General features: G+C 43.0%; 18 protein-coding genes. 7 read left to right on the top strand and 11 right to left on the bottom strand.

What is annotated here, in order from left to right; genetic code table 11:
* Positions 1-55: 55 nt before the first annotated feature.
* Positions 56-886, bottom strand: a complete 831-nt coding sequence (locus ACORHV_RS00465; RefSeq protein ID WP_001114302.1) for a glycosyltransferase — start codon at positions 884-886, stop codon at positions 56-58.
* A 221-nt stretch (positions 887-1107) separates the two neighbouring features.
* On the opposite strand from ACORHV_RS00465, the gene ACORHV_RS00460 reads away from it, so the two are divergent.
* From ACORHV_RS00460 to ACORHV_RS00435, 6 genes are all read left to right on the top strand, one after another.
* Positions 1108-2274, top strand: a complete 1167-nt coding sequence (locus tag ACORHV_RS00460) for a CynX/NimT family MFS transporter (RefSeq protein WP_000744868.1) — start codon at positions 1108-1110, stop codon at positions 2272-2274.
* Positions 2275-2477: 203 nt separating this feature from the next.
* The gene (locus ACORHV_RS00455) at positions 2478-5315 is read left to right on the top strand and encodes a DUF2971 domain-containing protein (RefSeq protein ID WP_434398336.1); all 2838 of its coding nucleotides are present in this window, start codon (positions 2478-2480) and stop codon (positions 5313-5315) included.
* Between the two features lie 156 nt (positions 5316-5471).
* Positions 5472-5798, top strand: a complete 327-nt coding sequence (locus ACORHV_RS00450; RefSeq protein ID WP_000273860.1) for a PadR family transcriptional regulator — start codon at positions 5472-5474, stop codon at positions 5796-5798.
* Positions 5785-6378, top strand: coding sequence for a DUF1700 domain-containing protein (locus ACORHV_RS00445; protein WP_045592716.1), 594 nt, complete (start codon positions 5785-5787; stop codon positions 6376-6378). Before ACORHV_RS00450 ends, ACORHV_RS00445 begins: the two co-directional genes overlap by 14 nt.
* On the top strand, positions 6371-7300 hold the full coding sequence (locus tag ACORHV_RS00440) for a DUF4097 family beta strand repeat-containing protein (protein ID WP_434398333.1): 930 nt from the start codon (positions 6371-6373) through the stop codon (positions 7298-7300). The genes ACORHV_RS00445 and ACORHV_RS00440 overlap by 8 nt, the downstream gene beginning before the upstream one ends.
* A 62-nt stretch (positions 7301-7362) precedes the next feature.
* The gene (locus tag ACORHV_RS00435) at positions 7363-8325 is read left to right on the top strand and encodes a DUF6574 domain-containing protein (protein ID WP_434398331.1); all 963 of its coding nucleotides are present in this window, start codon (positions 7363-7365) and stop codon (positions 8323-8325) included.
* A 63-nt stretch (positions 8326-8388) separates the two neighbouring features.
* On the opposite strand, the gene ACORHV_RS00430 is transcribed toward ACORHV_RS00435, so the two are convergent.
* The 9 genes from ACORHV_RS00430 to ACORHV_RS00390 all read right to left on the bottom strand — a co-directional run bounded on the left by ACORHV_RS00430 (position 8389) and on the right by ACORHV_RS00390 (position 21454).
* Positions 8389-9249: a DUF4299 family protein gene (locus tag ACORHV_RS00430; RefSeq protein WP_434398329.1), complete on the bottom strand. Its 861-nt coding sequence runs from the start codon at positions 9247-9249 to the stop codon at positions 8389-8391.
* Positions 9250-9370: 121 nt separating this feature from the next.
* Positions 9371-10357, bottom strand: coding sequence for a rhodanese-related sulfurtransferase (locus tag ACORHV_RS00425; protein WP_308689614.1), 987 nt, complete (start codon positions 10355-10357; stop codon positions 9371-9373).
* Between the two features lie 270 nt (positions 10358-10627).
* The gene (locus tag ACORHV_RS00420; protein WP_049504577.1) at positions 10628-12112 is read right to left on the bottom strand and encodes an ABC transporter substrate-binding protein; all 1485 of its coding nucleotides are present in this window, start codon (positions 12110-12112) and stop codon (positions 10628-10630) included.
* Between the two features lie 108 nt (positions 12113-12220).
* On the bottom strand, positions 12221-13144 hold the full coding sequence (locus ACORHV_RS00415; RefSeq protein WP_000818344.1) for a carbohydrate ABC transporter permease: 924 nt from the start codon (positions 13142-13144) through the stop codon (positions 12221-12223).
* 13 nt (positions 13145-13157) lie between these two features.
* Positions 13158-14087: an ABC transporter permease gene (locus tag ACORHV_RS00410; RefSeq protein WP_084925398.1), complete on the bottom strand. Its 930-nt coding sequence runs from the start codon at positions 14085-14087 to the stop codon at positions 13158-13160.
* A gap of 357 nt (positions 14088-14444) precedes the next feature.
* Positions 14445-16325 carry a beta-N-acetylhexosaminidase gene (locus ACORHV_RS00405; RefSeq protein ID WP_434398325.1) on the bottom strand — a complete coding sequence of 627 codons (1881 nt, stop codon included), beginning with the start codon at positions 16323-16325 and terminating at the stop codon, positions 14445-14447.
* A complete protein-coding gene (locus ACORHV_RS00400) occupies positions 16319-17188 on the bottom strand; it encodes an ROK family protein (RefSeq protein WP_434398323.1) in 870 nt (289 codons plus the stop codon). The genes ACORHV_RS00405 and ACORHV_RS00400 overlap by 7 nt, the downstream gene beginning before the upstream one ends.
* Before the next feature lie 96 nt (positions 17189-17284).
* Positions 17285-19930, bottom strand: coding sequence for an alpha-mannosidase (locus ACORHV_RS00395; RefSeq protein WP_434398321.1), 2646 nt, complete (start codon positions 19928-19930; stop codon positions 17285-17287).
* 243 nt (positions 19931-20173) lie between these two features.
* Positions 20174-21454, bottom strand: a complete 1281-nt coding sequence (locus tag ACORHV_RS00390; RefSeq protein WP_084945056.1) for a glycoside hydrolase family 125 protein — start codon at positions 21452-21454, stop codon at positions 20174-20176.
* A 170-nt stretch (positions 21455-21624) separates the two neighbouring features.
* On the opposite strand from ACORHV_RS00390, the gene ACORHV_RS00385 reads away from it, so the two are divergent.
* The gene (locus ACORHV_RS00385) at positions 21625-23712 is read left to right on the top strand and encodes a GH92 family glycosyl hydrolase (RefSeq protein WP_434398319.1); all 2088 of its coding nucleotides are present in this window, start codon (positions 21625-21627) and stop codon (positions 23710-23712) included.
* Between the two features lie 36 nt (positions 23713-23748).
* Here the strand turns inward: ACORHV_RS00385 and ACORHV_RS00380 are convergent, their stop codons facing one another.
* Positions 23749-25428 carry an alpha-L-fucosidase gene (locus ACORHV_RS00380; protein ID WP_434399057.1) on the bottom strand — a complete coding sequence of 560 codons (1680 nt, stop codon included), beginning with the start codon at positions 25426-25428 and terminating at the stop codon, positions 23749-23751.
* Positions 25429-25907 lie beyond the last annotated feature (479 nt).

Here is a 25907-nt window from a genome sequence, read left to right as displayed (position 1 = left end):
AAGAGTCAGATGATACTGTTGTTATGATAACCTGAATCATTCAGTCTATCGGGGCTTACTTTCTCTTTCTTAAAAGTTTGACGAAGATAAACTGACGTACAAATCCTGGACAAAGTGCAACAATTGCCTGAATGGCTACACTTTTAGCATATTCCATGTAAGAAATTTGCCCTCGCTCAAGCATCCGTTGGCGAGCTTGACGATAGAGTTTGAGGTAACGCAAGCCACCTCGACGCTCAAACATCCCTGCACCGACACGAACCTTACACAAGATTTGATCTAGGTTCCCAGTCTTGGCACCTGCAGCAATCATATTGAGCCAAAGGAGGTCATCCTCCATGTAAAGGCCATCTTCATAGTTGCCTGCCTTGAGGACCATGCTCTTTTTGAACATGACTGTCATATGGTTAAAGGCGCTTCTCATTCTCTGATAAGCCACAATGTCTGCATGCTGAGTTGGAACACGACGATAAGACACAATCTCATCTGGATTGTCAATGAACTCTGCGATATGCCCGCCTAAGAGATCGAGATCTTCTTTCTCCATTAGCTGAAGCTGTTTCTCAAAACGATCCGGAACAGCTAAATCATCCGTATCCATGCGGGCAATAATGTCATACTGGCACTGTAAAACACCGTATCGAAGAGCCAAGCCTAAACCTTGATTTTCTTCTAAGGGGCACCGTTTAACTGGAATGTCTGACTGAGCTTCCACTTCATCTAGCACCTGATAGAGTTCGGGTGTGAGCGGCCCATCCTCAACAAGAACAAGTTCGCTCGGTTTCAAGGTCTGGTTTTGAACACTTTTGATAGCATCTCTTAAAAACGTCGGATTTTCCTTTACATAGACCGACATCAAGACGCTGATTTTTTGCTTTTCAGGCACAGTTTTTCTCCAATGTATAGATTTCCTTCCACTATTTTATCACAAATTCTCCTAGTTTCCTATTTTTATATCAAATCAAGGAAAATTCTAGTAAAGAAATCTGTCACTTTTCACTATATTTTCACTTCCATTGATTGAACTGTCTTGGCTATCATTACTTGACATTATAAGGAAAAAACCTTAAAATAAGCTGTTATTAAAATCATCCTATCGAGGTTTTTATGAAAAAACAATCACTCTTTTTTGTTCTAGGAATTGTCTTAATCGGGACCGTTTTACGCTCTCCTTTTACTGCTCTTCCAACTATTTTAGGAGATATCGCTCAGGGACTAGGAGTGGAGGTCAGCTCACTTGGGATTTTAACCAGTCTCCCTCTCTTGATGTTTGCTCTTTTCTCTGCTTTTGCGAGCCGCTTGGCACAAAAAATCGGGTTGGAACACCTCTTTACTTACTGTCTCCTCCTCTTAACTGTTGGCTCTGTCATTCGGATTTTCAATCTTCCCCTTCTCTATCTAGGGACCCTAATTGTGGGAGCAAGCATTGCGATCTTCAATGTACTCCTCCCAAGTATGATCCAGGCAAATCAGCCTCAAAAGATTAGTTTCCTAACAACTCTCTATGTCACTGCCATGGGAATTTCGACAGCCATCGCTTCTTATCTTTCGGTCCCTATCACCCAAGCTAGTTCTTGGAAGGGCCTCATCCTCGTTCTCAGCTTTCTCTGTCTAGTCACTCTGCTAGTCTGGTTGCCAAATCATCGCCACAACCACCACCTAGAAAGCCAGAAAGAAAAGCAAGTCAAAGAGAATATTCTAAAAAGTAAAGATGTCTGGGCTATCATTGTCTTTGGTGGTCTTCAGTCCTTGCTCTTTTATACAAGTATGACCTGGTTGCCAACTATGGCTATTAGTGCTGGTCTTTCTAATAGTGATGCGGCTCTCCTCGCTTCTATTTTCTCACTGATCAGCATTCCTTTTTCAATGACTGTTCCAAGTCTAACGACTCGTCTATCAGATGGTCACCGTCGAATCATGCTGGCAATTATCTCTATCGCTGGGATGACAGGAATTGCCATGCTCTTGTATCCAAGCAACAACTTCCTCTACTGGCTAGTCGCTCACCTCTTGATTGGGACTGCCTGTAGCGCTCTTTTTCCTTATCTCATGGTTTGCTTTTCTCTTAAAACCAGTTCTCCTGAAAAGACGGCCCAGCTATCAGGACTTGCGCAAACAGGGGGCTACATCTTGGCGGCCTTTGGTCCTACCTTGTTTGGTTACAGTTTTGATCTTTTCCAATCTTGGGTTCCAGCGGTTCTTGCCCTACTAGCTGTTGATATCATCATGACCGTCTCACTCTTTATGGTGGATCGGGCTGATAAGATTCTTTAATTTTTCTAAAATACTTCTCAGATATAAACAATGCAAAGCCAGACACTGTCTGGCTTTTTTGGTGCTTATACCAACAAGAAGCACCATCCATCTGTTAGCAGAAAGATGGCATTTTTGATATAATAAGATGTATAGAAACTAATTGTCATAGGAAAAATACATTAGTTCATAAGATAGCTACTATTTTAAATGAGGTGTACAGAATGAATGAACAGAAATACAATTTGGAAGAGAGTTTAGCAGAGTTAAATAAGCTCCTTAACTTATCAGCCAAGGCGACAGATAAGGCTAGCCGTGAAGCTCTAGCAGAAAAGGCAAGAACAATTTATGAACAATACCCTGAATCAGAAGACATTGCGTTGCGGTATGCTATGACTTTGTTTTATTTATCAACCAAGCAAACTGAATTAAAAGAGCTAGAGACTACTGCTGAGAAATTAAAAGTCGTGCAACAACAATTCTACGATGCACATGATATTGCTTTGCTATATGCCATGATTTTGGTTAATTTATCAAACAAGCAGACTGAATTGAAAGAACGAGAGGCTACTGTTGAGAAATTAAAAGTCGTGCAACAACAATTCCATGATTCACATGATATAGCTTTATCGTATGCTAGAATTTTGTTCAATTTATCAAGCAAGCAGACTGAATTGAAAGAACGAGAGGCTACTGTTGAGAAATTAAAAGTCGTGCAGCAATGCTTTCCAGACTCACCTGATATGGCAGAAGCATTGGCTAAAATTTTGTTCAACTTATCAACCGAGCAGACTGAATTGAAAGAACGAGAGGCTACTGTTGAGAAATTACAGAAATTGCAACAACAATTCCATGATTCACATGATATTGCTTTACCGTATACTAGGACTTTGGTTAATCTATCAAGCAAGCAGACTGAATTGGAAGAATTGGAGACTACTGCTAAGAAATTACAAGTCGTGCAGCAATACTTTCCAGACTCACCTGATATGGCAGAAGCATTGGCTAAGATTTTGTTCAACTTATCAACCGAGCAGACTGAATTGAAAGAGCTGGAAACTACTGCTGAGAAATTGCAAGTCGTACAGCAACAATTCCCTGAATCGCCTGATATAGCTTTACCGTATGCTATGATTTTGTTTTCTTTATCAAGCAAGCAGACTGAATTGAAAGAGCTGGAAACTACTGCTGAGAAATTACAAGTCGTACAGCAACAATTCCCTGAATCGCCTGATATAGCTTTACCGTATGCTATGATTTTGTTTTCTTTATCAAGCAAGCAGACTGAATTGAAAGAGCTGGAAACTACTGCTGAGAAATTACAAGTCGTACAGCAACAATTCCCTGAATCGCCTGATATTGCTTTGCAGTATGCTATGATTTTATTCAATTTATCAACCAAGCAGACTGAATTGAAAGAGCTGGAAACTACTGCTGAGAAATTACAAATCGTGCAACAACAATTCTATGATTCACATGATATAGCTTTGCTGTATGCCATGATTTTGGTTAACTTATCAAGCAAGCAGACTGAATTGAAAGAATTGGAGACTACTGCTGAGAAATTACAAGTCGTGCAGCAACAATTCCCTGAATCGCCTGATATTGCTTTGCAGTATGCTATGATTTTGTTCAATTTATCAACCGAGCAAACTGTGTTGAATGAGTGGGAGGCTACTGCTAAGAAATTAAAGGAATTGCATGAACATGAACCCTTCCAAGAATCTGAAGAAATTGCTTTTATATATAGTATGGTCTTAGCAAGCTTATTTGAACACCAAAAAGAGTTAAGTGAACGTCTTCAAACCACAGAGACAATTAAAAATCTCTATGAACAATTTTCCAAATTTATGTTACAAAATTTTGATGATTTATTTTTTAGTAATGATAATGTTTGTGACAGTGATGAGTACAAGCTATTCAACTTTATCCTAAGAGAAGGTCTTTTAAAGAATACTAAATATGCTGTTTTACAAACATGGGCAAAGCATTATAAAGAAGACTCGAGTGAACTAAAGAACTTGCTATCTATTTATCAACTTGTTCAAAAAATCAAGTATCACCTTGGGCTAAAAGGTGAAGATAAAAATCAGGAGCTTAAATTTGGCCATTACACCAAGGGGAGCACTCTCCAAATTATGTTAGATCAAGAGAGGACTGATAAGGAGGATTTTTCAGTATCTGGAAAAACTCGCTTGTATAATGCAAATTATATGAATGATCCTGAGGAAGGAATCGTCATAGAAAAGATATTAGGCTTAGATAGACGAGATATCTTAGAACCAAGCTCATGGTTTTTAATGAGTTTTACAAACAAAACGGATGATCTGGCCATGTGGTCCCAGTATGGTGATGATGCTAAAGGTGTTTGTCTGGTACTTCGTGAAGATGATTTTTCTAGATTTACTTCCTTCAATGATGTTTCTTGGCGTAAAGAGGCCATCCCCTTAGTAGAGACAATGAGTAAGATAGAATCTACTCTATCGTACGATTTAAAAGGCTCGCCAAATGAATTAAATAATATTAAACCAACTGTAGCTGTTAAAGATGAAGAAAAAAGGTCGAAATCTGAAAAAAAAGAGAATGTACCAAAAGGGGATAGTGATTATCTCTATAGAATAGCCTACGTTAAAAATATAGGTGAAGATATAGAACTTGAGCAAACTGAACTATTTAGTAAGTCCGAAATAGAAGATTTAGCAAAAATGTTGAATAGTTTAAAGAAAAAACTAGATAGTGGTTCAAAAGTTACGGAGAAGAACTATCAAGATGCTATTGCTGAGTGTATAGAAGAGATTCGCTACTTATTTAAATCTGTCGATTACAAATATGAAAACGAACTTCGTATCTTACGCTATTCCAACCTAGATCCTAGCAATAAGGAAATCAAAATTGATAAAACTTCTGGAGTAGGTAAACTTTATGTAGAACGAAAAAATTCCATTCAAATCGGTGAGATCATTTTCGGTCCTAAGTTTCCGAATCCTGAGTACGTGACTCCTTTATTAAAACTTTTAGATAAGGAAATTAAGTATAAGAAATCTACGATAAAATTTAGATAAAGGCTGATAAAATCCCTTAAACTTCTAGTTTTTACTAGGAGTTTTTTTATATGTAAAATTTTTACACATATTTCTTGACAGGGCTTTCAACTTGAGATACAATATATTTGAAAAGAGTATATATAAAATTTTTATATAATATTAAGGAGGTTTCCCATGTACTTCCCAACATCCTCTGCCTTGATCGAGTTTCTCATCTTGGCTGTACTGGAGCAGGGGGATTCTTATGGTTATGAGATTAGTCAAACCATTAAGCTCATCGCCAATATCAAAGAATCTACGCTCTATCCCATTCTCAAAAAATTGGAAGCCAGTGGCTTTCTGACCACCTACTCTAGAGAGTTTCAGGGGCGTATGCGCAAATACTATTCCTTGACCAATCGGGGCGTAGAGCAGCTCGTTACTCTAAAGGAAGAGTGGACGCTCTATACCGACACCGTCAACGGCATCATAGAAGGGAGTATCCGCCATGACAAGAACTGACTATCTGACTCAGTTAGAAACCTATCTCCATAAACTGCCCGAAGCTGACCGCATTGAAGCTATGGACTACTTTAAGGAACTATTTGACGATGCAGGCCCAGAGGGCGAAGAGGAACTCATTGCCAGTCTAGGCACTCCAAAAGAAGCTGCCCATGATGTCCTCTCTGATCTTCTCGATAAAAAAGTCAATGAAGCCCCTGCTCAAAAGAATGACCGCCAACTGCTACATATTGCCCTCCTGGCCCTGCTAGTAGCTCCTATCGGAATTCCGGTCGGGATTGGCATCCTCATGGCCATCATCGGTATTATTATCGCGGCTGCCTCCGTCATTCTAGCCTTCTTTACCGTCTCTGTGACGGGTATCCTGCTAGGTGGACTTTTTATCGTAGAGAGCTTTAGCGTCCTAGTCGAAGCCAAATCTGCCTTTATCTTGATTTTTGGGGCCGGTTTGCTTTCTATCGGTGCTTCTTCTCTTGTTCTACTAGGTATCTCCTATGTAGCCCGTTTCTTTGGTCTCCTAATCGTCCGCTTGGTGCAATGGATTCTTAAAAAAGGAAAGAGAGGTGACAGACATGCGTAAATTGACAAAAGGATTTCTCATCTTTGGTGTGGTTTCTACAATCCTTGGTTTTATCATGATCATTGTAGGCGCCCAGTCCAATGGTATTCAAAGTTTGCTTGCCATGTCAAAAGACCCCGTCTATGACAATCGTATCGAAGAAGTGACCTTTGGAAGCGAAGTGGAAAAACTTGATTTGACCCTTGAAGAACACAGCCTAACCATCACAGAGTCTGTAGATGACAAGATCCATATCACCTATCATCCTTCCGTATCTGGTCGTCACGATTTGACTACTGGTATGAGTGACAAAACACTGAGCGTCACTGACAAACAAGCCTCCCAACATCGTTTTCTCGGTTCAGGAATCGAAAGCCTACTTCGTATCGCCAGCAACTATTCTAATCGTTTTGACGAAGTCGTTCTCTCCCTACCCAAAGGAAGAAAGCTGCAAGCTATCACCGTCTCAGCCAATCGTGGACAAACTAATATTCGTCAAGCCAACCTTGAAAATGCAACCATCAAAACAAAAGGCTATCTCTTAAGACTAACAGAAAGTTCTATCAAGAACAGCACATTAACGGCATCTCATATCATCAATATCTTTGATGCCGAATTGACAGATAGTCAGGTCAAGACGGAGGGAGCACACATCTATGCTGAAAATATCCAAGTTCACGGCAAGGTCGAGCTAGAGGCTTATTCAACTCTACAACTCATTCTCTCCCAGAAAGAGACTGACCGTATCAATCTAGATCTTTCTTCTCAGCATGGTGGTATCTATCATAAACCCAAAGAAGAACATCGTGGACAAAAAGAGAATGAACTTGCCAACCCCTACAAGACAGACAAAGCAGATGTCAAGGACCTGCTCATTGCAAAAGCCAACCAGGATATCTACCTACCTAAAGAAGAGCACTCTTCTCCATCTAGAAATCATTGACAAAAACGCTTTCATCTGCTAGTCTAAAGATAGAAAACGACCATAAAAAAGGAGGTTCCACCATGACACAAGAATGGTTTGAAAGTGCCGATCTTGAGAAGAAATCACCTCAGACAAAATCAGAAATCCAGCCCAACGAGCCTGAGACTTCAGAAACTGTGGAGACCGAACTACAAGTAAGCCAAGAAACATCTGTCTCACCTAAAGAGTCGGAAAAGCATGAGGAGGAAGCTCCCGAAATGACTGAGGAAACCCAAACCGAGGAAGAGGGAGAAGGGAAAACTGAAGAGGAACACAAGCAAGAAAACCCTGCAAAAGAGAAAAGTATCCTCAGCAAGGCTTTAGAAAGCCCCTATATCCCAGATATTGACCCTCGTAAAACAGCCAGATTCAAAGAAGAAATCGCACTGTTTTGGACTTGGCTGCTGGATGCTATCCAAGAACCAACTGCCAGCAAGACTACGGACCAAAAGCATCGTTACAGTGTCTTTGCCCTGCTCACCTTGCTGTCGTCAATCAACCTTTTCTTTAGTATCTATCATATCAAGCACCTCTACTACGGCTATATGGCCTCTATTGCCAATAGTTTACCTAACCAGCTCCCACCTTTAGATCTCTTTGCTGGACTTTCTATCTTGGTCGCTAGCGCTCTATTTTACTTTTCCATCATTTTGGGAGGCTTTACTGTCCGACGTGTACTGGACCAGGAGAGCGACTTCACATTCCAAGAAGCTTGCGATCGTTACAGCCGACTCTTTGCTATCCCGCTTGTCTTAACGGCTCTAGCAAGTTTCTTTGCACTTTTTGGCGGCTTGCGATTCGCTGGCATCCTCACTCTTCTAAGCATGACCATCTTTGCCCTTGGCAATCTCTTTGTGATTAGCAAGCCAAGTAAGGCTAGTAGCCTTGACCCATTTTATCGTTTCTTGCTAGCTGTCTTACTTGATGGCGCTATTCTCTTACCCTTCTTCATTGCAGAGCTCGCGCTGACAGTTGACTACCTTCGCATCCTGACATTCTTTTAACCAAAATCCCTGCCATTTGTTAATGACAGGGATTTTTATGTTTACTCTTTTTTTGAACCGTGTCTACTTGATAGTTGCCAATCCTTCAAAATCTTGTCCTAGTATGGGTTGTACTTCTAATTGATTAGCATCTAATTGCTGGTAAAATGCTTTTGGTAGTGACTCTAGGAATTTTTCATAATCCAAGCGGGCGATGGCTTCATAGTCTTCTACTTTTGAGCCATCACCAGAAATCGCCACTAGGTCAATCTCCCAAACAAGCTCCTTGCCTGCCAGCTGCTCGGTATAAGGAGCTGGTACAAAGGGTTCCTTTGGCAAAATCGTCTTGACTCCCTGGGCTAGGTGATAGATACCGTGCACCTTGCCTTGGGCGTCTGGGTAAAATTTCACACTGGCAAGGTAGGCATCAGATCCTTGAACCTTCTTGACCAGCTCTTCAAAACGTGCCAATCCATCCTCAGCCAAAAAGCTCTCGAGGTATTCCTTGTTGAGATAGATAGGCGACAAGAGTCCTTGGCAATATACTAAACGAACCGCCTTATCCGCTAAATATTGCTTGACCGTTTGTCGGAAATAAGCTTCAAACTCAAACCCTTCTAACCCTTCTACCACTTGCCCCAACTTACTCGATAGGGCTTGGAGGAGAGCTTCTACAATCTCCCAGTCTGCTCTGGTAAGGAAGTCTGGAATCACCACTTGATAGCCTTTTCGGCTATCCGCATAGTTGATTTTGAAAAGAAATTGCGACTGGCCTACAATCCCACACTCGATATACTCGAGACGATTGAGGGGTTGACGGAGATAGACTGCATCATAACTGTGTGACTCCAAGCCCTCCACCAAGGCCAAGATGGACTTGGCAGTCAAGACCTCCTGTTGTCCTAGAATACTATCTTTATTTGGGATAAAAAATGTTTTCGCCATAACTGGCCTCCTTTGAAATCGTTTACATACAGTATAACCTATTTTCCTGAAAGATACAGAAACAAACTTTAGTTTTTTAGATAAAAAGCATAGAAAAACAGCCCTTTAGGACTGTTTGATGTTATACAGTAGCTGCTTGATCCAAGCTTTCACCAATTGCTGCTAAACGCTCGATGACTTGATCTTGTGTCAATTCATTTTCTGAAACATAGCGGTTGCGTGGGTGAACACGGCACTCGTGTGAGCATCCACGAAGGTACTTGTCTTCATTTTCTTCTGATGTTAGGATACGACGGTTACAGAAGGGATTTCCACAGTTGACATAACGTTCACATGGTGTTCCATCAAACCAGTCTTTCCCTACGATGGTTGGGTTGACATGGTTAACATCAACTGCGATACGCTCGTCAAAGACGTACATTTTCCCATCCCAAAGTTCACCTTGGACTTCTGGGTCTTTACCGTAGGTTGCGATTCCTCCGTGCAATTGGCCAACATCTTTGTAGCCTTCACGCACCATCCAACCTGAGAATTTCTCACAGCGAACGCCACCTGTACAGTAAACCACAACACGCTTGTCCATGAATTTTTCCTTGTTGTCGCGGACCCACTGTGGTAACTCACGGAAGTTGCGGATGTCTGGGCGGATAGCCCCACGGAAATGTCCTAGGTCGTACTCATAATCGTTACGTGTGTCAAGAACCACTGTATCTTCGTCAAGAAGGGCTTCTTTAAACTCTTTTGGAGACAAGTAAGCACCTGTTGTTTCAAGTGGGTTGATGTCGTTGTCAAAGTCGTTGTCTTCCAAACCAAGGTGGACAATTTCTTTCTTGTAGCGAACAAACATCTTCTTGAAGGCTTGTTCATTTTCTTCGTCAATCTTGAACCAGAGGTCTTCCATGCCTGGGAGGCTGTGAACGTAGTCCATGTATTTTTGAGTTGTTTCGTAGTCACCTGAAACAGTCCCGTTAATTCCCTCGTCAGCGACGAGGATACGGCCTTTGAGACCGATTGATTTACAGAAAGCCAAGTGATCTGCCGCAAATTGCTCTGCGTTTTCAATTGGAGTATAAAGGTAGTAAAGTAAGACACGAATATCTTTTGCCATAAGATTTGTTCTCTTTTCTATTCTTAAATTTTCAGAATTTTTCATTCAACTATTCTAGTATACCCACTTGGGAAAACGAATGCAATTTATTTGACCGGAAATTGTAGAAAGAGTCCTACCCCTGCACTTCATCAGTAACCATAGCGAATCGCAGATAATTCTCTCAATTTTTTATTTACATCCTAAAAATCACTACCTCCCCTAGAGAACTAAGGAAGGCAGTGATCACATTTTTAGGAATTAGGAATGAATACACGAAATCAATCGATTTTATGATTTTTTGTTTTTCAAGAATTCGTCGTATTGTTTTTGCATTTCGTTCAATACTTTTTCGTAGGCACCTTCAGATTTCAATTTTTCCATCAATTCTGGAATAGCTTTATCTGGGTCTACAGTACCAGTGTTGATAGCTGTATCGAATTGTTGCATTGTGTTAGAAATTGCTGAGATTTCAGATTTCACATTGTCAGTGTTAAAGATGAATCCAAGTGCTGGAGATTCTTTAGCTTCTGCCAATTGTTTCTTAGAATCTTCGATTTGTTGGTCTGTAACGTTTTCGTTGATGTAAAGAATCCAGTTGTTACCAGTGTTCCATCCACCCATGTGAGTATTTCCTTTGTAGCCATCAAGGACGCGTACACGGTTTTCTTTACCTTCAATTTTTTCCCAGTTCTTGCCTTCTGGACCGTAAACAAGACCGTTCAAGAGTTCAGGGTTCGTGTTCAAGAGGTTCAACACTTCCATTGATTTTTCTTTGTTCTTAGAGTTGTTTGAGATAACAAAGTTGGCAACTTGTGTTGTTTGGTTTTTCTTGATAAAGTTAGTGATTGGTTTGATTTGGATGTCTTTGTTAGCAACGCGTGAGAGCAAGCTGTTACCGTAGTCAGCTGGTCCTACTGTTTCTTCACGAACGAACCAAGTATCTTGTTGAAGGTCAAATGAAGTGTCGCTTGTTGCTACGTCTTTTGGAATGTATCCAGCTTCATAGAATTTGTGAAGAGTCTTCAAGTGTTCTTTGAAACGAGGCACTTCGTAACGGTTTACAATCTTAGTAGTGTCTCCTTCAAGGTCGATAACAAATGGAAGTCCGTTTGGTACTGGGTAGTCAAAGTTATCAGATGGAATAAAGTTCTTCGTAACCGCAAATGGTACTACATCTGGAGCTTTTTCTTTGATTTGTTTCAAGACTGGCTCAAGTGTTTCGTATGAAGTGACACCTGAAATATCGATACCGTATTTAGCAAGAAGTGTTCCGTTGAAGGCAAAGTTTTGAGATGATGCAACGTTAGCTGCAACTGGTACTGCATAGATCTTACCGTTTACAGTGTTCCCTTTGATATAAGCTGGGTCAAGTGCTTTGTAAAGCTCTGCTCCTTCTTTTTTATACAATTCTGTCAAGTCAGCGTAAGCACCTTTTTGAGCATTTACGACATAGTTAGATGCAAATGCGATATCATAGTTTTCACCAGATGATGTGATAACAGACATTTTCTTATCATAGTCACCCCATCCAAGGTATTGGATATCCAATTTAGCACCGACTTTTTCTTCGATGATTTTGTTTGCATTTTCTAGCAATTCATCCAAGTTGTCTGGTTTGTCACCGATTTGGTACATTTTGATTACAGGTTTTTCACCTGAAGTAGTATCAGCAGCTTTTTTGTTGTTACCTGTAAGGTTTCCACAAGCAGCAAGACCAGCAGCCAAAGCGACTACGCTAGCAGATGCAAAAGCATATTTTTTCCAGTTTTTCATGATAAAAACTCCTTTTTTTATTTTTAAACTTATAAACGATTTAATGATTTGTAACTTCAGTCACTAAGATGAAGTTGGGAAGGGAGAAACGGTGTTTCTCAACAAGTGCTATTCTTTCACACCACCGATCGTCAACCCTTTAACAAAGTAGCGTTGGAAGAATGGATACAGAATCGCGATTGGAAGGGTTGCAACAACAACCATGGCCATACGACCTGTTTCTTTCGGTAGAGCAACTCCCAGTTGGCCAGATAGGCCGACTGCTTTTGCAATGTAGTCCATATTTTGTTGGATTTGCATGAGCAAATATTGCAGTGGATACAAGTTGTCACTCTTGATGTAAAGAAGGGCGTTGAACCAGTCGTTCCAGAAACCAAGAGCTGTCAAAAGCGTGATGGTTGCGATACCTGGAAGTGACAAGGGCAAACAGATCTGGAAGAAGATCCGGGCTTCACTGGCACCATCGATACGAGCAGATTCGAGAATGGCTTCTGGAATGGTCTTCTTGAAGAAGGAACGCATCAAGATGATGTTGAATGGTGAGAGGAGCATTGGAACAATCAAGGCCCAAACGGTATCACCCAGTTGAAGCAGGCGAGTAACCACGATGTAGCCTGGTACCAAACCAGCATTGAACAACATACTAAGAAGAGCGAAGATCGTAAAGAATCTGCGGTACTTAAAGGTTGTCCGTGAGATGGCATAGGCATAAGTGGTTGTAATGAAGACGTTGGTCACTGTTCCGACTACGGTTACAAAAACTGAGATAAAGAGCGCTTGGAGGATCTTATCTTTAAACTGAGCTAGGAACTGGAATCCATCTACACCAAACTTCGAAGGGAAAAAGCTATATCCATACTGGAGGATGCTCTTTTCATCTGTCACCGAAATGATGATAACGAAGATAAAGGGCAAGATACAAGAAAGAGCGATCAAACCAGAGATGATACTAAAGAAGATATCTGCTTTCTTACTGAAGGAGTGAATGCCGACATTATCGATTTTTTCTTTTTTAATTTTCTTTTCTGCCATATTCTCCTCCTTTCTAGAACAAAGCTGAGTTTGGATCGACTCGTCTTGCAAGCAAGTTTGATAGGATAACCAGTATCAAACCGACAACGGATTGGTAAAGACCGGCTGCTGAAGCCATACCGATATCTGCTGTCTGAGTCAAACCATTAAAGACATATACATCCAAAACGTTGGTTACATTGTAAAGCTGACCAGCATTGTGTGGGATTTGATAGAAGAGACCAAAGTCTGCACGGAAGATATTTCCGACTGCAAGGATGGTCAAGACTGTCACAAGCGGAGTCAACTGAGGAATGGTTACGTTGCGAATACGTTGCCACTTGCTGGCCCCGTCCACTGTTGCTGCTTCGTAGTAGGTTGGGTCAATCCCCATGATCGTCGCATAGTACATGACACTGCTATATCCAAAGCCTTTCCAAATACCTAGGAAAAGGAGAAGGTATGGCCAAATGCCTAAGTCAGCGTAGAAGTTGATTTCCTTCATGCCAATAGATGTTAGAAAATGGTTGAAAACCCCTTTGTCGATGTTTAGGAAGGCATCTGTAAAGAAACTGATGATAACCCATGATAGGAAGTAAGGGAACAACATAGACGTTTGGAAAATCTTAACCATTCTCTTAGAGCGGAGCTCGCTGAGGATGATGGCAATCCCTACTGATACAATCAAACCGATAAAGATAAAGCCGAGATTATAGAGAACGGTATTTCGAGTGATGATAAAGGCATCTTTTGAGCTAAACAAGAATCTGAAATTATCTAACCCTACCCATTTACTATTCACAATACTATCTATGAAACCATTACTGGTCATATGGTAGTCTTTAAAGGCGACCACATTCCCAAATACTGGAATGTAAAAGAATAGAATCAACCAGAGTGCCCCTGGTAAAACCATCAAGAGAAAGATCCAGTTATCTCTCAAGGTCTTTGAAAACTTTTTCATAATTTCCTCCCTTTTTATTCCTAAAAACTGATTTCATCGAATTTTTAGGTTTGATAACGATTACATTATTAGTATACTCCTATTTGAAGGCTAGGTTAAACTACTAATTATAGAAAAAACTCCACAAATTATTTTTTGTGGAGAAGTTTTTTATAAGAAATAGGTTTCACGAGAAACACTCTGAACAAGGGACACTGTTCTTGTTTTTATACTCAATGAAAATCAAAGAGCAAACTAGGAAGCTAGCCACAGGCTGCTCAAAGCACTGCTTTGAGGTTGCAGATAAAACTGACGAAGTCAGTAACATCTATACGGCAAGGCGAAGCTGACGTGGTTTGAAGAGATTTTCGAAGAGTATTAAGTCGTATAAATCGTCGATGCGGTCGCAATAGTGTGCCACTGATTGGCTGTAGTTGCTGCGAAATCCTTGTCTGCGTAGAAATCAGTAAATGGTAGGATTTCAACTTCTAGCTCGTCGATGCGATCAATCTGACCTGCCAGATAAGCCTCGATGCGACTTTCTGCTCGTTTGATACGTTGCAAGAGTCCGCCCATACGGATATCGACTGTATCCAAGCCAAAGACCTTGTTTTCTTTCAACCATTGGTGGCTAAAGAGAGCATGGAAGTGTTCAATCTCGCTTCTGAGTTTTGGTAATTCTTCTCTGGCGATTTGCTGCAAGCTGACTTTGTCATCGACTTTATAAGTTTCACGAATGCGTCGTCCAACATCTACTTTACTGCTTAAAATCTGGTTCAATTGAGCCTGAGTTTCAAAGAGATAAGAGTAGGCACCAGCTTTTTCTTTGATAGCAGCAAGGGTCACAGCAGCCTGAGCGAAGTGCGGTTTGTCCTGTTCAGGTGTCATGTGTCTGTCAAGAATCGGACAGAGAACATCCTGATAAAAGACATAGCGGTTGGGATTGATACCACTGAGATTGCCTGGCAAGTCTGGCAAGAGATTGGCAAGGTCAATCTGCATAAAGTCCTCAACTGATAGACCCGTATTGGTCTTGAAGTGAGCAGACAAACGATCTAGGTCATTGCGGTAGCTGAGTTCTGCCCAGATTTGCAGACTTGGTAGGATAGAGAACTGTGCAGTTTCCCCACCGTTATCCCCCCAACCCGTCACGATGACTTCTTTGATATCATTGGCGCGGCAGGCTTTGTTGGCTTCTACAGCAATGAGACGGCTGAAATGGTTGTTGGGTGTGAAACCGATCCACTTCCAAGCTCCGCCTGCAAAGGCAAGGTCTTGGCTAATCTTGTGGTGGTTGCGGAAATTGCGATTGTACTTTTCTTCGCTGTCTTGATAATAATCCCAGTAAACCAAGGTCACACGGTCTTTTAGACGGTCTAGGTAGACATGCGTTTCCTCTGGAATCTCCACATCACGGTCGTACTGACCATCCGCTGACATGAGTTTGAAGAACATATCGCTCCACATCTGGCAGTGGAAACCATACTTGTCAGCAATATCCAGCACGCGCTCTAAGTGTTGACACATGAGAAGACTACGGTCTACAACACCATTCAAGATGAGGTAGCGTCCCAAACCAACCAAGTGGGCTTCATCCATCCCGATATTGACCTTGCGAGTCTGCAGTTTAGACAAAGTAGCAAACATCCCATCAATCAGGTCATAAACCTTTTCTTCGCCGATAAGGAGAATGTCCTCCACATCACGGAGTTCCTGCACTTCTTTGACCCCCCATTTGACAAAGGCTGACAAGTGGGCCAAGGTCTGGATACAAGGCACAAAGGTCATATCAAACTGCTGGGCATAGGCTTCGATTTCCTGCAACTCCTCTGCTGAATAAGCCCCGCGGAAGTAACCAAAGTAAGGTTGCCCCTCAATCTGGTAGGTATCTTCCATGTAGAGCTCGAAGGTTGAGTAACCCATGAGAGCCAAGACTTCAATCATCTGTTTGGCAGAAGCCACATTTAGCACTGCATTTCGCGAACAGTCTGCCATGTAGGCCAACTCTTCGTAAGCAGCTTGTTCTTCAATCTCTACCTTATCACCTTCTACTAGAGCTGTTGCCAATAAGGACAAGGTGCGGTAAAGTTGGTGAGGTTTGCTATAAGTCAGTTGATAGTGGCCTCCCTCACCCTTGATAGAGATAGAGACTTGGTCAGACTGAGCGACTGCTACCTCTACATCTGCTAGCGAAATATGCTTTTTAAGCAACTCTAATGCTTGCTCTTGTTTGGGACTAAGTCCTGTAAAAATTACCATTGGTTTTCCTCCTGCAGCCAGTTGACAAGGGCACCATAGAGATTGGCATCTGCATGATAGGTGCAAGCTTGGATAACTGGTGCGACCGTGTATTCTTCGTAGGTTTCGACAAATGCATCAACAGCTTTTTTGACGCCTTGGATAAACTCTGGATTTTGACTGATAGAGCCTCCCAGACTAATGACATCTGGATCGATCAGATACTGGATATTGAGCAAGCCTTGAGCCAGATTACGGTTCATGCGCTCAATGGCTTCTTGGCAGAGGGCATTGCCTGCTGCAGCTTCTTGGTAAATCTTACGACCATCCCAGTCAGTCTGACCAGATTTTTCAATTACGTAGCGAACCATGTTTCCTGTAGAGGCTAGTAGCGACCAGTTGTTGAGTTTTTCAGCTGGTTCAATGATTGTCATATAGCCAAACTCACCACCTAAGCCGTGGCGACCTCGGTGAAGCTTGCCATTGATAATCATGGCGCCGCCGATTCCTGTCCCAATCACGACACAGGCTGCATTTTCAATCTCTGGATGAGCCAGCAGTTCACTAAGTCCAACACAGTTGGCATCATTTTCTAGATGGACAGGGAGTTGATGATGAGCAAGGGCCTCATACCAAGAAAAGCCATGGATGTAAGGGACGGCACTGATTCCCTCAATCACACCCGTTTCTTGATTGGCCGCGCCTGGAACACTCATAGCAATGCCCTTATAATCTTGCTCCGACAGACGTTGGTCTAGCCATGCCAGTAAATCCTCCAGGTTTTTTGGTGTCGATGTACTTGTCTTATCTAGTATTTTCCCATCAGGGGTCAGACTGGCAAACTTAATCCCAGTCCCTCCGATATCAATGGTTGCAATCGTCATATTTTCACCAAAAAAGGGGCGAATCAGTAGTTTATCCTTACTCTTTCGCCCCTCCTTTCTATCTCATAGTATTAGTTATCAAACACTTTAAAACTGTTAGATTTCTTCTTTTTTAATCAATTCTGTACGAATTTCTTGTGGCGCTAATAGTCCTGAATGAACTGGATATGGTCGCTCAAGTAAGTCAAGAATAGTTTGTTGGTGTTCTGAGATGCGCACATTTTCTTGACTCATATTGTAGTAACGGAGTACATATCCTTCTTCATTTTCCGCCACTTTAAAGGCTGTTGGGCAAACTTGTGGTAAGCTGAGTGCCGCATGACTCAAGAGGCTACCAGTTGCTGCAACACTTCCTTCTTGTTTAGCGACCTGAAGACTAGTGAATGGTGTTTGGAAGGCTTTGGCACGACGGAAGGCTGAGAAGCGTTCCCCTGCTTGGTGGCATTCAAGCGCAAACTCAACTTCAAACTCACGCAAACACTGAGCCTCTGGCGTTGGGAAGTAACCCCAGTCACCTAGTTCACCTGAGGCACGAAGAATGGTCACTGCAATGGTATCGTCGCCAAGGATTTCATACTCGTGTAATCCTTTATTGGCTACCGTCACCCCTTTTTCATCATCATACAGACTGACAAAGGCTTGTTGGTGTTGTGGATTTTCAGGATTTTCCCAAGAAGCTGCTGGTTTGTTTGGTCGTGTTACTACCTCATAGATGCTTTCAGAGTCATTGCTTGGACGCGTGTTATGAGTCTTAACCAAGAGACGGATACGGTGGTCCTTGGCAGTATTGGTAAAGCGAGTCTTGAAGCGAATTTGTGGATTGTCAACAAAGACGGTCATCTCTGTTTCCAGAGGAAGGGTTGTCAATTCTTCTGAGCGCCCAGCTTCACGCGTCATAAACTCGATGATGCCTCTTTGTTCCGCATCCAGTTTTTCGTCTGCACTTACTGGAATTGTCAATTCATGCTTGAGCAAGATCTTGGCAAAACGTGCTGTATTTTCCAAGACTTCATAGCCTTTGAGTTCTGCGTAGATAGGCTCTGTTCCTTTTGGTTGGAAATAGATGTACTCATTTCCAATGTCACCACGGTCTTCAAAGCGAACAACATCCTCATACGCTTCATGAGTTGTCTTGTCGTAGACTGTGATGTTTTCATCCACACTTACCGTTACAAATGGCGTATCAATCACTCCATTTTGGTAAATACCGTCACGGTGTTCTTGTTCTCCTTCCAGCAATTGGAAGGTTGTCCAAGAAAGTGGTGCCAGATGAACAGGTACTGTCACGCGCACTTGTCGAGCGATACGAGCCTGACGGAACTTGTCTTTTGGCAAATCATACTCAAAGTTAGCTCCCAGATCTTCGATTTTCGCTTCTACAGCATGCCCTTCCAAGTCTTCGACACGGTAGCTTGGCAAGGTCAAGGCTGCCATCTTCTTATAGCCTTCTGTTGGGTGCAATTCCTTGAAATCACAAGTCGCTACATCAATCACTGTGCTGACCGTATCAACCTTGTCGTGCAAGCCTGTGTTGATGACGGTAAAGAGATGGTCGCTTTGGGCTTCGTGGGTTGCGATTTTGCCCTTCCATTCGTTGAGAAGGTTGGTCTTAACAAAGTTTCCGACTTGGCTGACCTTGGCAAAACGTGTCTCCATCTCACGGTGAACCTCGTCCACACTACAGCCACAGATACTATCATGCGGCGCATTTTGTAGAAGAACTTTCCAAGCATAGGTCAACTGGTCCTTGTGGTTGTGCCCACCAGTGATGACAGTCAATGGCTCCACCACTTGTTCTAGCAAGTTGCTATTTTCTTGGAAGGCTTGTTTGAGGTAAATGCGTGATGAAGAAGTGTTGGCAAGTGTGTACCAACCATCTGTTTCCTGACTTGTCAACTCACCTGTAACCGTTGATAACTGCTCCGGTAGAGCACTTTCTACTGCATGGACATAGTCGTCAAATGAACTATGCACAAAGGTCACATCTGGGAAGAGTTCATTAGCCACACGAATAGCTTCGCTCAGATTTCGCTGTACAGGCTGGTGGTCACAGCCGTTCATCATCAACCATTGGTTGGTCGAAGCATAGTCACGCACGTCTGACAATTTTTGTTTCCAAAAGGCCAAGGCTTCGTCCTTATCAACTGGGATTTCATTCCCATTACTATACCAGTTGGCAAAGAGGATACCGAGAACACGACTTCCGTCCGCACCCTGCCAGTACATTTCTGAAAACTGGGAAGTAAACTGCTCATCTTCGAGAACTTGGTTGTCAAATCCAATCGGCTTGACACCACGCCCAAAGGCTGCCACGTGAATGCCTGATTTTTGAAGGATTTGGGGAGCTTGTCCCATATTTCCAAAGGTATCTGGGAAGTAACCAATCTGGGTTGATTTGCCCCATTTTGCACATTCAGCTTGACCAATCAAGGTGTTGCGGACGTTGGCTTCGCTGGAAATCAAGTAATCATCCTGCAAGATGTAAAAGGGACCAATTTTAAGTTTGCCTTCGTCAATGTAACGTTGGACCTTGTCGCGATTTTCAGGGCGAATTTCCAAGTAGTCATCTAGGACAATAGTTTGTCCATCCAAGTGGAAACTCTTGAACTCAGGGTCATTTTCAAAGAGATCAAAAAGATTGTCAAATAATTCCACCAACTGCATCCGGTGGCTTTCAAAAGGTAGATACCACTCACGGTCCCAGTGACTGTGTGAGATAATATGTACAACAACATTTTCCATGAAGTAAAACCTCATTCTAACTTAAATTTTTTAACGTTTTAAATGTAAATTTGTGATTCTAACAAGAATCGATTGAGCGAAAGTGTGCTCCTTATACTCAATGAAAATCAAAGAGCAAACTAGGAAGCTAGCCGCAGTCTGCTCAAAGCACTGCTTTGAGGTTGTGGATAGAACTGATGAAGTCAGTAACCATACCTACGGCAAGGCGAAGCTGACGTGGTTTGAAGAGATTTTCGAAAAGTATTAGCGGATATCCAGATAATCCAAGACCAACTCACAGAACATCATGTTGGCCCAGGAGAACCATTCACGAGAGTAGAGAGTCGGGTCATTCACGTGGAAGCTTTCGTGCATGACACCTGTGCCACCATCGCAGGCAACGAGCTGATCGAGCAAGAATTTCTTCTCTGCCTTATCTCTTGTTGTCAAACCTTGGATAGAAAGGGCGATTGGCCAGATATAGCGATAGAAGGTATGAGAACTTCCGAGACCGCTAGCGTATTCTCCTTGGTAGAAGTATGGATTTTCAGGGCTCAGAATGGTCCGACGAGTTGCTTGGTAAACCTCATCGTCAATGTCGCAGTAGCCCAGATAAGGCGCAGCCAACAAACTTGGTACGTTTGGATCATCCATGATGCTAGCATTCCCTAAACCATCCACTTCAAAGGCGTAAATCTTTTCACCCTTGCTGTTGGAGGTATAAGCGTAGTTTTCGATTCCTTCTTGAATCTCTGCTTGCAGACGTTTAGCGTCTGCGATGATGTTTTGGCTATCAGCTAGATCTAGTTCTGCAAAGATTTCTTGGACATAACCCAAGACAACGACTGCAAACATATTGGATGGAATCAAATAGCTATACTGACAGCAATCATCACTCGGTCGAAAGGCTGACCAAGTCATACCTGTCACCGCAAAGTCAGGTCCAAAGCCATCATTTACCAAGGTGTCTTCCTTGCGGTCCGTATCACGGACAAAACGATAAGGAGAATTCTTGTGGTCTTGCTCCACTGTCCATAGATGAAGAATTTCCTTGGTCGCTGCGACAAAAGTCTCATCAAACTGACTGGTCTCGCCAGTCTCTTTCCAAAGGAGATAAGCCAACTGCAAAGGATAGCAAAGCGAGTCCACCTCATACTTGCGTTCCCAAATCCAGCCATTAAGGTCGGTATGGTCAGTCTCGTGGTGACCCCTCCAGTTTTCCTCAATGTTAAAGGAATTGGCATAAGGATCCTTGAGCACCAAGGTCATCTGACGCTTAACCAAACCTGCAATGGTCTGACGCAGGAGAGGATCTCTTTTAGCCACATGAAGGTAGGGTCTGAGTTGGGCAGTCGAATCCCGAAGCCACATGGCAGGAATATCTCCTGTGAGTACAAAGGTTGAACCATCTTCTAGGATCTCAACCGTATTGTCCAAGGTGTCAGTATAGCAACGCTCAAAGACATCCACCCACTCCGGATGGTCCTTAGCCCGCTCTGCTACTTCATCCAGCCATTCTCTAACAATTTCTTTCGAATAAATCATCGTGCAGTTTCCTCTTTCAAACAAGTTTCATGTTCAGTATATAGTTTTTGAGACAGAAAATACATACACAAATGATAGTCATTTTTCTACAAAATTGCTTACTTTCGAACCCCATATCTAAAGGTCTCATTTTTCTGATATAATGTAGAAAAACAGCTAAAGGAAAGACTATGAAACCACTACTTGAAACCATCGATACCCGCTTTGGAACTGCCAGTAAGCATGCCTTTTCTCGTGGAAATACCCTGCCTTACGCAGGCGTTCCTTTTGGGATGAATTACTTTGTACCCCAGACCAGTGACCAGGAAGGAGCTTGGTTTTTCGATCCGCATTTGCCCATCTTTCAGGGGATTCGATTAACCCACCAGCCCAGTCCTTGGATTGGGGACTACTCTTGGCTGCTTCTGACACCTGTCACAGGCCAACTGGGCGGAGACAGCCTCTTCCACCGCCAATCTTCCTATGATATGGATAAGGCCTCTTTCCAACCTCATTATCTGAAGATTTTCTCCCTGCGCTATCAGATTGAAAGCCAGCTTACTCCAACTTGCTACGGTGCTTCTATTCGTTTGGAGCAAAAGCAAGGCAAAGCCCTCTCCCTCTATCTTCATGCAGCAGATGAACTGACAGTGGAGCAAGTAGATAAGCGGACTCTTTCCCTACGACAAGAAGGTAAAACTGAGACTACCAAAAATCCACTGATACTGTTTACCGCCCTACAAATAAATACGGATATTCTTGCTGTCAACCAAGAAGGCGGAGACTGGCGAATTGACCTGACAGATAGTCACGCCGAAATTCAGCTAGCAACTTCTTTTATCTCTCCTTCTCAAGCTCTGCTTAATCTACCTCAAAAGGACTTTGATAGCTGTAAAGCCAGTGCACAAGCAGACTGGGAAAATCTCCTCCACCGTTTTGATATCGTGGAGACAGGGGAAACCGACCGGACCTTCTTTGACCACTGCCTTTACAGACTCTTCCTCTTCCCACAGACTTTTTATGAGGTTGATGAATCAGGGCAAGCCATCCACATGGATCTGGCTACTGGTACTGTCAAACCCGGCGTCCTCTTTAGCAACAATGGTTTCTGGGATACCTTCCGCACCACCTTTCCCCTCTTTGCCCTTATCATACCGGAACACTATCACCGCTTTCTAGAAGGTTTCCTCAATAGCTACCGCGATACTGGATTCCTGCCAAAATGGCTGGCCCCAGATGAACGTGGCATGATGCCTGGTACCCTTTTAGATGGCATTATCGCAGATAGCGCCTGCAAGGATATGGCTCCCGACTTGGAAGAAGAACTCCTCCAAGCCATGCTTGAAACAGCCACCAAATCCGACCCTCTCGGCATCAATGGTCGTCACGGTTTGGCACAATACCAAGAACTAGGTTATCTCTCTACCGACCACCACGAAAGTGTCAGTCACACCCTTGACTATGCCTATAGCGACTTTTGTATCGCCAGCTGTTCCAAAAAACTAGGGAAAACAGAGATTGCTGACACTTATAACACTTCTTCTCAAAATTTCCGTCATCTCTTTGACTCTGAGACAGGCTATATGCGTGCGCGAGATCGTCAAGGCAACTTCCGTCCTGACTTCTCTCCTTACAGTTGGGGACGAGACTACGCCGAATGTTCTACCATTCAAGCGACTTTGGGCGTTCTCCACGACATCCCAGGCTTAATCCAGCTTATGGGCGGAAAAGAAGCCTTCAGCCACTATCTTTTGAAAGCCTGTCAGGGTGCTCCCCTCTTTGAAACCACCGGCTATGGTTACGAGATTCACGAGATGAGCGAGATGGCTACCGCTCCTTTTGGGCAAATCGCCATTTCCAACCAACCTAGCTTCCACATCCCTTATCTCTTTCGCTACAGCGACTACCCTGACTACACTGCTCTACTCATCAAAACCTTGCGTCAGAAAGCCTTTCACCCCAGCTGGCAAGCCTATCCTGGCGACGAAGACAATGGCAGTCTCTCGGCTTGGTACATCTGGTCAGCTCTTGGATTCTACCCGATCTGTCCGGGCAAACCAAGTTACGATCTCGGAATTCCTCTCTTTGACCATCTCCGTATCTACCTGGCTAAGGAAAATAAATGGCTGGATATCCATACCAAGCAAAACCACAGCCACTTCAACTTTGTCAAAGAATGTCGATTGGACAAGACCATAGTATCTAGCATTCAACACCAAGACCTCTTGAAAGCTGAGCAACTGACCTTCACCCTCAGCTGGCTACCAAATCACTCCTAACCAAAAGAACCTTTGCGTCGCGCAAAGGTTCTTCTTTTATGAAACTTGGACCTGAAGCTGATCAACAAGCTGACCATCTACCGTCAAATTCAGATAAAAATCTAAGCTTTTATCTCCTGCAAAATACAAGGTTGGTAGCGTTAGCTTTTTTTCAGTCTCGCCAACTTGAAACACAAGGACTTGAATCTCGTCCCGATAAACGACACCATGCACACCCGTCCCTGGTTGAATCGAAATCTTAGCTTCTAAAGGACCACTACATTCTCTGCGCTTAACTGTAAAGTGGACATTTTCTCCCTTGGTCACAGCTAGACTTTTTTCTGAAAACTCTAGTTGCTGAACAGCTTCTTTTTTTGACAAGCTAGGTGTTTTATAAAGTGAAATCTTAGTTAATACTGGCAAATCCTGTGCCTCTGTGATGATTACACGCACCTTCTGAGCCTCTACCATGGATCCTCGCAAAAGGCGTTTATAACCCACTGTAAATCCTGATCCAAACTCCTGCCAGACACCATCCAACTCTACCTGAACATGGAAAGCAGCGATGCGTTGTCCTAGCTTCAAATCTTCCCTCAGCTCGATCACATCAAAAGTTTTAGGTGACTCTAAATCGAGCTCTAATTCGATTGGCAACTCTGCATCACTTGCCCAAGAACTAGCCTCCAGTCCATCTGTCAGATGATGACAAGCAAAGTCTGAGAATAGGGCAGGACCAGATACCTTGCCTCCCAGAGCCAAATCTTCTCTATAGAGCTCATCACAGTAGTCCCTAAATTCATACAATCGCTGGATATCCCTTTCATCAAAGAGGCCATCTTGGTTCGGTGGGATATTAAGCAAGAGTGGAGTTCCCCGCCCTACCGAGTGAAAATAAATCTCAACCAACTCCTCGAGAGACTTGGGATCCTGATCCTCATGGTAAAACCAGCCTGGCCGAAGAGAAACATCTGCCTCACCGATTGAAAATAACGTCCCAAAGGGGTCTCCTTGCTGTAGATAATCTAATTCCGCCTCTGTCCCCAACTGGTCTGGTTTGACTTTTTGCCACAAGGGATCCCCTGCATAGCCTCGTTCATTTCCAATCCAGCGGATACTGGTCCCTTCAGTTGAGAAAATCAAACAATCGCCCTGCAAGTCACGAATGGTTTCAAACCAGGTCTCAAACTCATAGTTGACTTTCTGGGCCCCTTCCCCTCGAGCACCATCCATCCACACCTCAGTGAACTTACCGGCATTCCCATAGGCAGGATTTGACAAGATTTCCTTCAATTGAGCCAGATAGTAGGCATTGTAAGCCGCTTCTCGCTCCACGTGATAGAGGGGACTGTGAGTATCCCAAGGAGACAAATACACTCCCATATCCATGTCAAACTCAGTTACAGCTTTGGAAACCTCAAGGAGCAAGTCCCCTTTTCCATCCCTCCAAGGGCTAGCCTTGACCGAATAGTCTGTATGGGCTGTCGGGTAGAGAACAAAGCCATCGTGGTGCTTCACCACCAAAATCAGCTTTTTAAAACCCGTTTCTTTAAGCACTCGAACCCATTCACGCGCATCCAACTTAGTCGGGTTAAAACGCATAGGATCCTCTTGCCCACTTCCCCATTCCTGGTCATAAAAGGTATTGGGACCAAAATGGATAAAGGCAGCTAGTTCATCCTCTAAATAATCCAGCTGGGCCTGACTTGGTAATGGTCCATGCGGTTTTATGTTCGTCATCATCTCACATCTCTTTCTCTTGTTCACAAAATTATCCACAACTTGTGGATAAGAAAACATGCCTAAAAACTAGTTTCTCCAAAATCCAGCTCTTAGACTTAGAGGCCTTCACCCTAAACAGACCTTTGTCAAACAGCTCTGTACTAGGGTTTCTACTAGCTCTCTAGCAAGTTACTAATGTACGGAACTAGTATCAGGGTGCTTCAACACCCTGAGTTATATGTCATTTTCCCCTAGACTTATCCACAGACTGTGAATAAACTAGTGTTCCAGACCGCTCTCTCCTTGACTATAACAAAAAGCGATAGCAGCGTCAATATGACTAAGCTCCCTTCCTAAATCCCCTGAAAAGATTCTATAATTTGTACAATCGTAGCTTTTGCATTCGCCAGCTAGTGAGAATCAGCCAGTAGAAAATGACCTCTTTATCACATTGTGAACAGCACAGCTGTAGTACTATAGCGCCCACAACCTACTCA

The sequence above is a fragment of the Streptococcus sp. KHUD_016 genome, assembly GCF_051106465.1.
Classification (GTDB): domain Bacteria; phylum Bacillota; class Bacilli; order Lactobacillales; family Streptococcaceae; genus Streptococcus.
This window is presented reverse-complemented; position numbering and strand designations above follow the sequence as displayed.

Excerpts from the sequence above, each read along its gene's own strand:
- ACORHV_RS00460 (WP_000744868.1), top strand. The coding sequence starts at position 1,108 with ATGAAAAAACAATCACTCTTTTTTGTTCTAGGAATTGTCTTAATCGGG.
- ACORHV_RS00455 (WP_434398336.1), top strand. The coding sequence starts at position 2,478 with ATGAATGAACAGAAATACAATTTGGAAGAGAGTTTAGCAGAGTTAAAT.
- ACORHV_RS00450 (WP_000273860.1), top strand. The coding sequence starts at position 5,472 with ATGTACTTCCCAACATCCTCTGCCTTGATCGAGTTTCTCATCTTGGCT.
- ACORHV_RS00445 (WP_045592716.1), top strand. The coding sequence starts at position 5,785 with ATGACAAGAACTGACTATCTGACTCAGTTAGAAACCTATCTCCATAAA.
- ACORHV_RS00440 (WP_434398333.1), top strand. The coding sequence starts at position 6,371 with ATGCGTAAATTGACAAAAGGATTTCTCATCTTTGGTGTGGTTTCTACA.
- ACORHV_RS00435 (WP_434398331.1), top strand. The coding sequence starts at position 7,363 with ATGACACAAGAATGGTTTGAAAGTGCCGATCTTGAGAAGAAATCACCT.
- ACORHV_RS00430 (WP_434398329.1), bottom strand. The coding sequence starts at position 9,249 with ATGGCGAAAACATTTTTTATCCCAAATAAAGATAGTATTCTAGGACAA.
- ACORHV_RS00425 (WP_308689614.1), bottom strand. The coding sequence starts at position 10,357 with ATGGCAAAAGATATTCGTGTCTTACTTTACTACCTTTATACTCCAATT.
- ACORHV_RS00420 (WP_049504577.1), bottom strand. The coding sequence starts at position 12,112 with ATGAAAAACTGGAAAAAATATGCTTTTGCATCTGCTAGCGTAGTCGCT.
- ACORHV_RS00415 (WP_000818344.1), bottom strand. The coding sequence starts at position 13,144 with ATGGCAGAAAAGAAAATTAAAAAAGAAAAAATCGATAATGTCGGCATT.
- ACORHV_RS00410 (WP_084925398.1), bottom strand. The coding sequence starts at position 14,087 with ATGAAAAAGTTTTCAAAGACCTTGAGAGATAACTGGATCTTTCTCTTG.
- ACORHV_RS00405 (WP_434398325.1), bottom strand. The coding sequence starts at position 16,325 with ATGGTAATTTTTACAGGACTTAGTCCCAAACAAGAGCAAGCATTAGAG.
- ACORHV_RS00400 (WP_434398323.1), bottom strand. The coding sequence starts at position 17,188 with ATGACGATTGCAACCATTGATATCGGAGGGACTGGGATTAAGTTTGCC.
- ACORHV_RS00395 (WP_434398321.1), bottom strand. The coding sequence starts at position 19,930 with ATGGAAAATGTTGTTGTACATATTATCTCACACAGTCACTGGGACCGT.
- ACORHV_RS00390 (WP_084945056.1), bottom strand. The coding sequence starts at position 21,454 with ATGATTTATTCGAAAGAAATTGTTAGAGAATGGCTGGATGAAGTAGCA.
- ACORHV_RS00385 (WP_434398319.1), top strand. The coding sequence starts at position 21,625 with ATGAAACCACTACTTGAAACCATCGATACCCGCTTTGGAACTGCCAGT.
- ACORHV_RS00380 (WP_434399057.1), bottom strand. The coding sequence starts at position 25,428 with ATGACGAACATAAAACCGCATGGACCATTACCAAGTCAGGCCCAGCTG.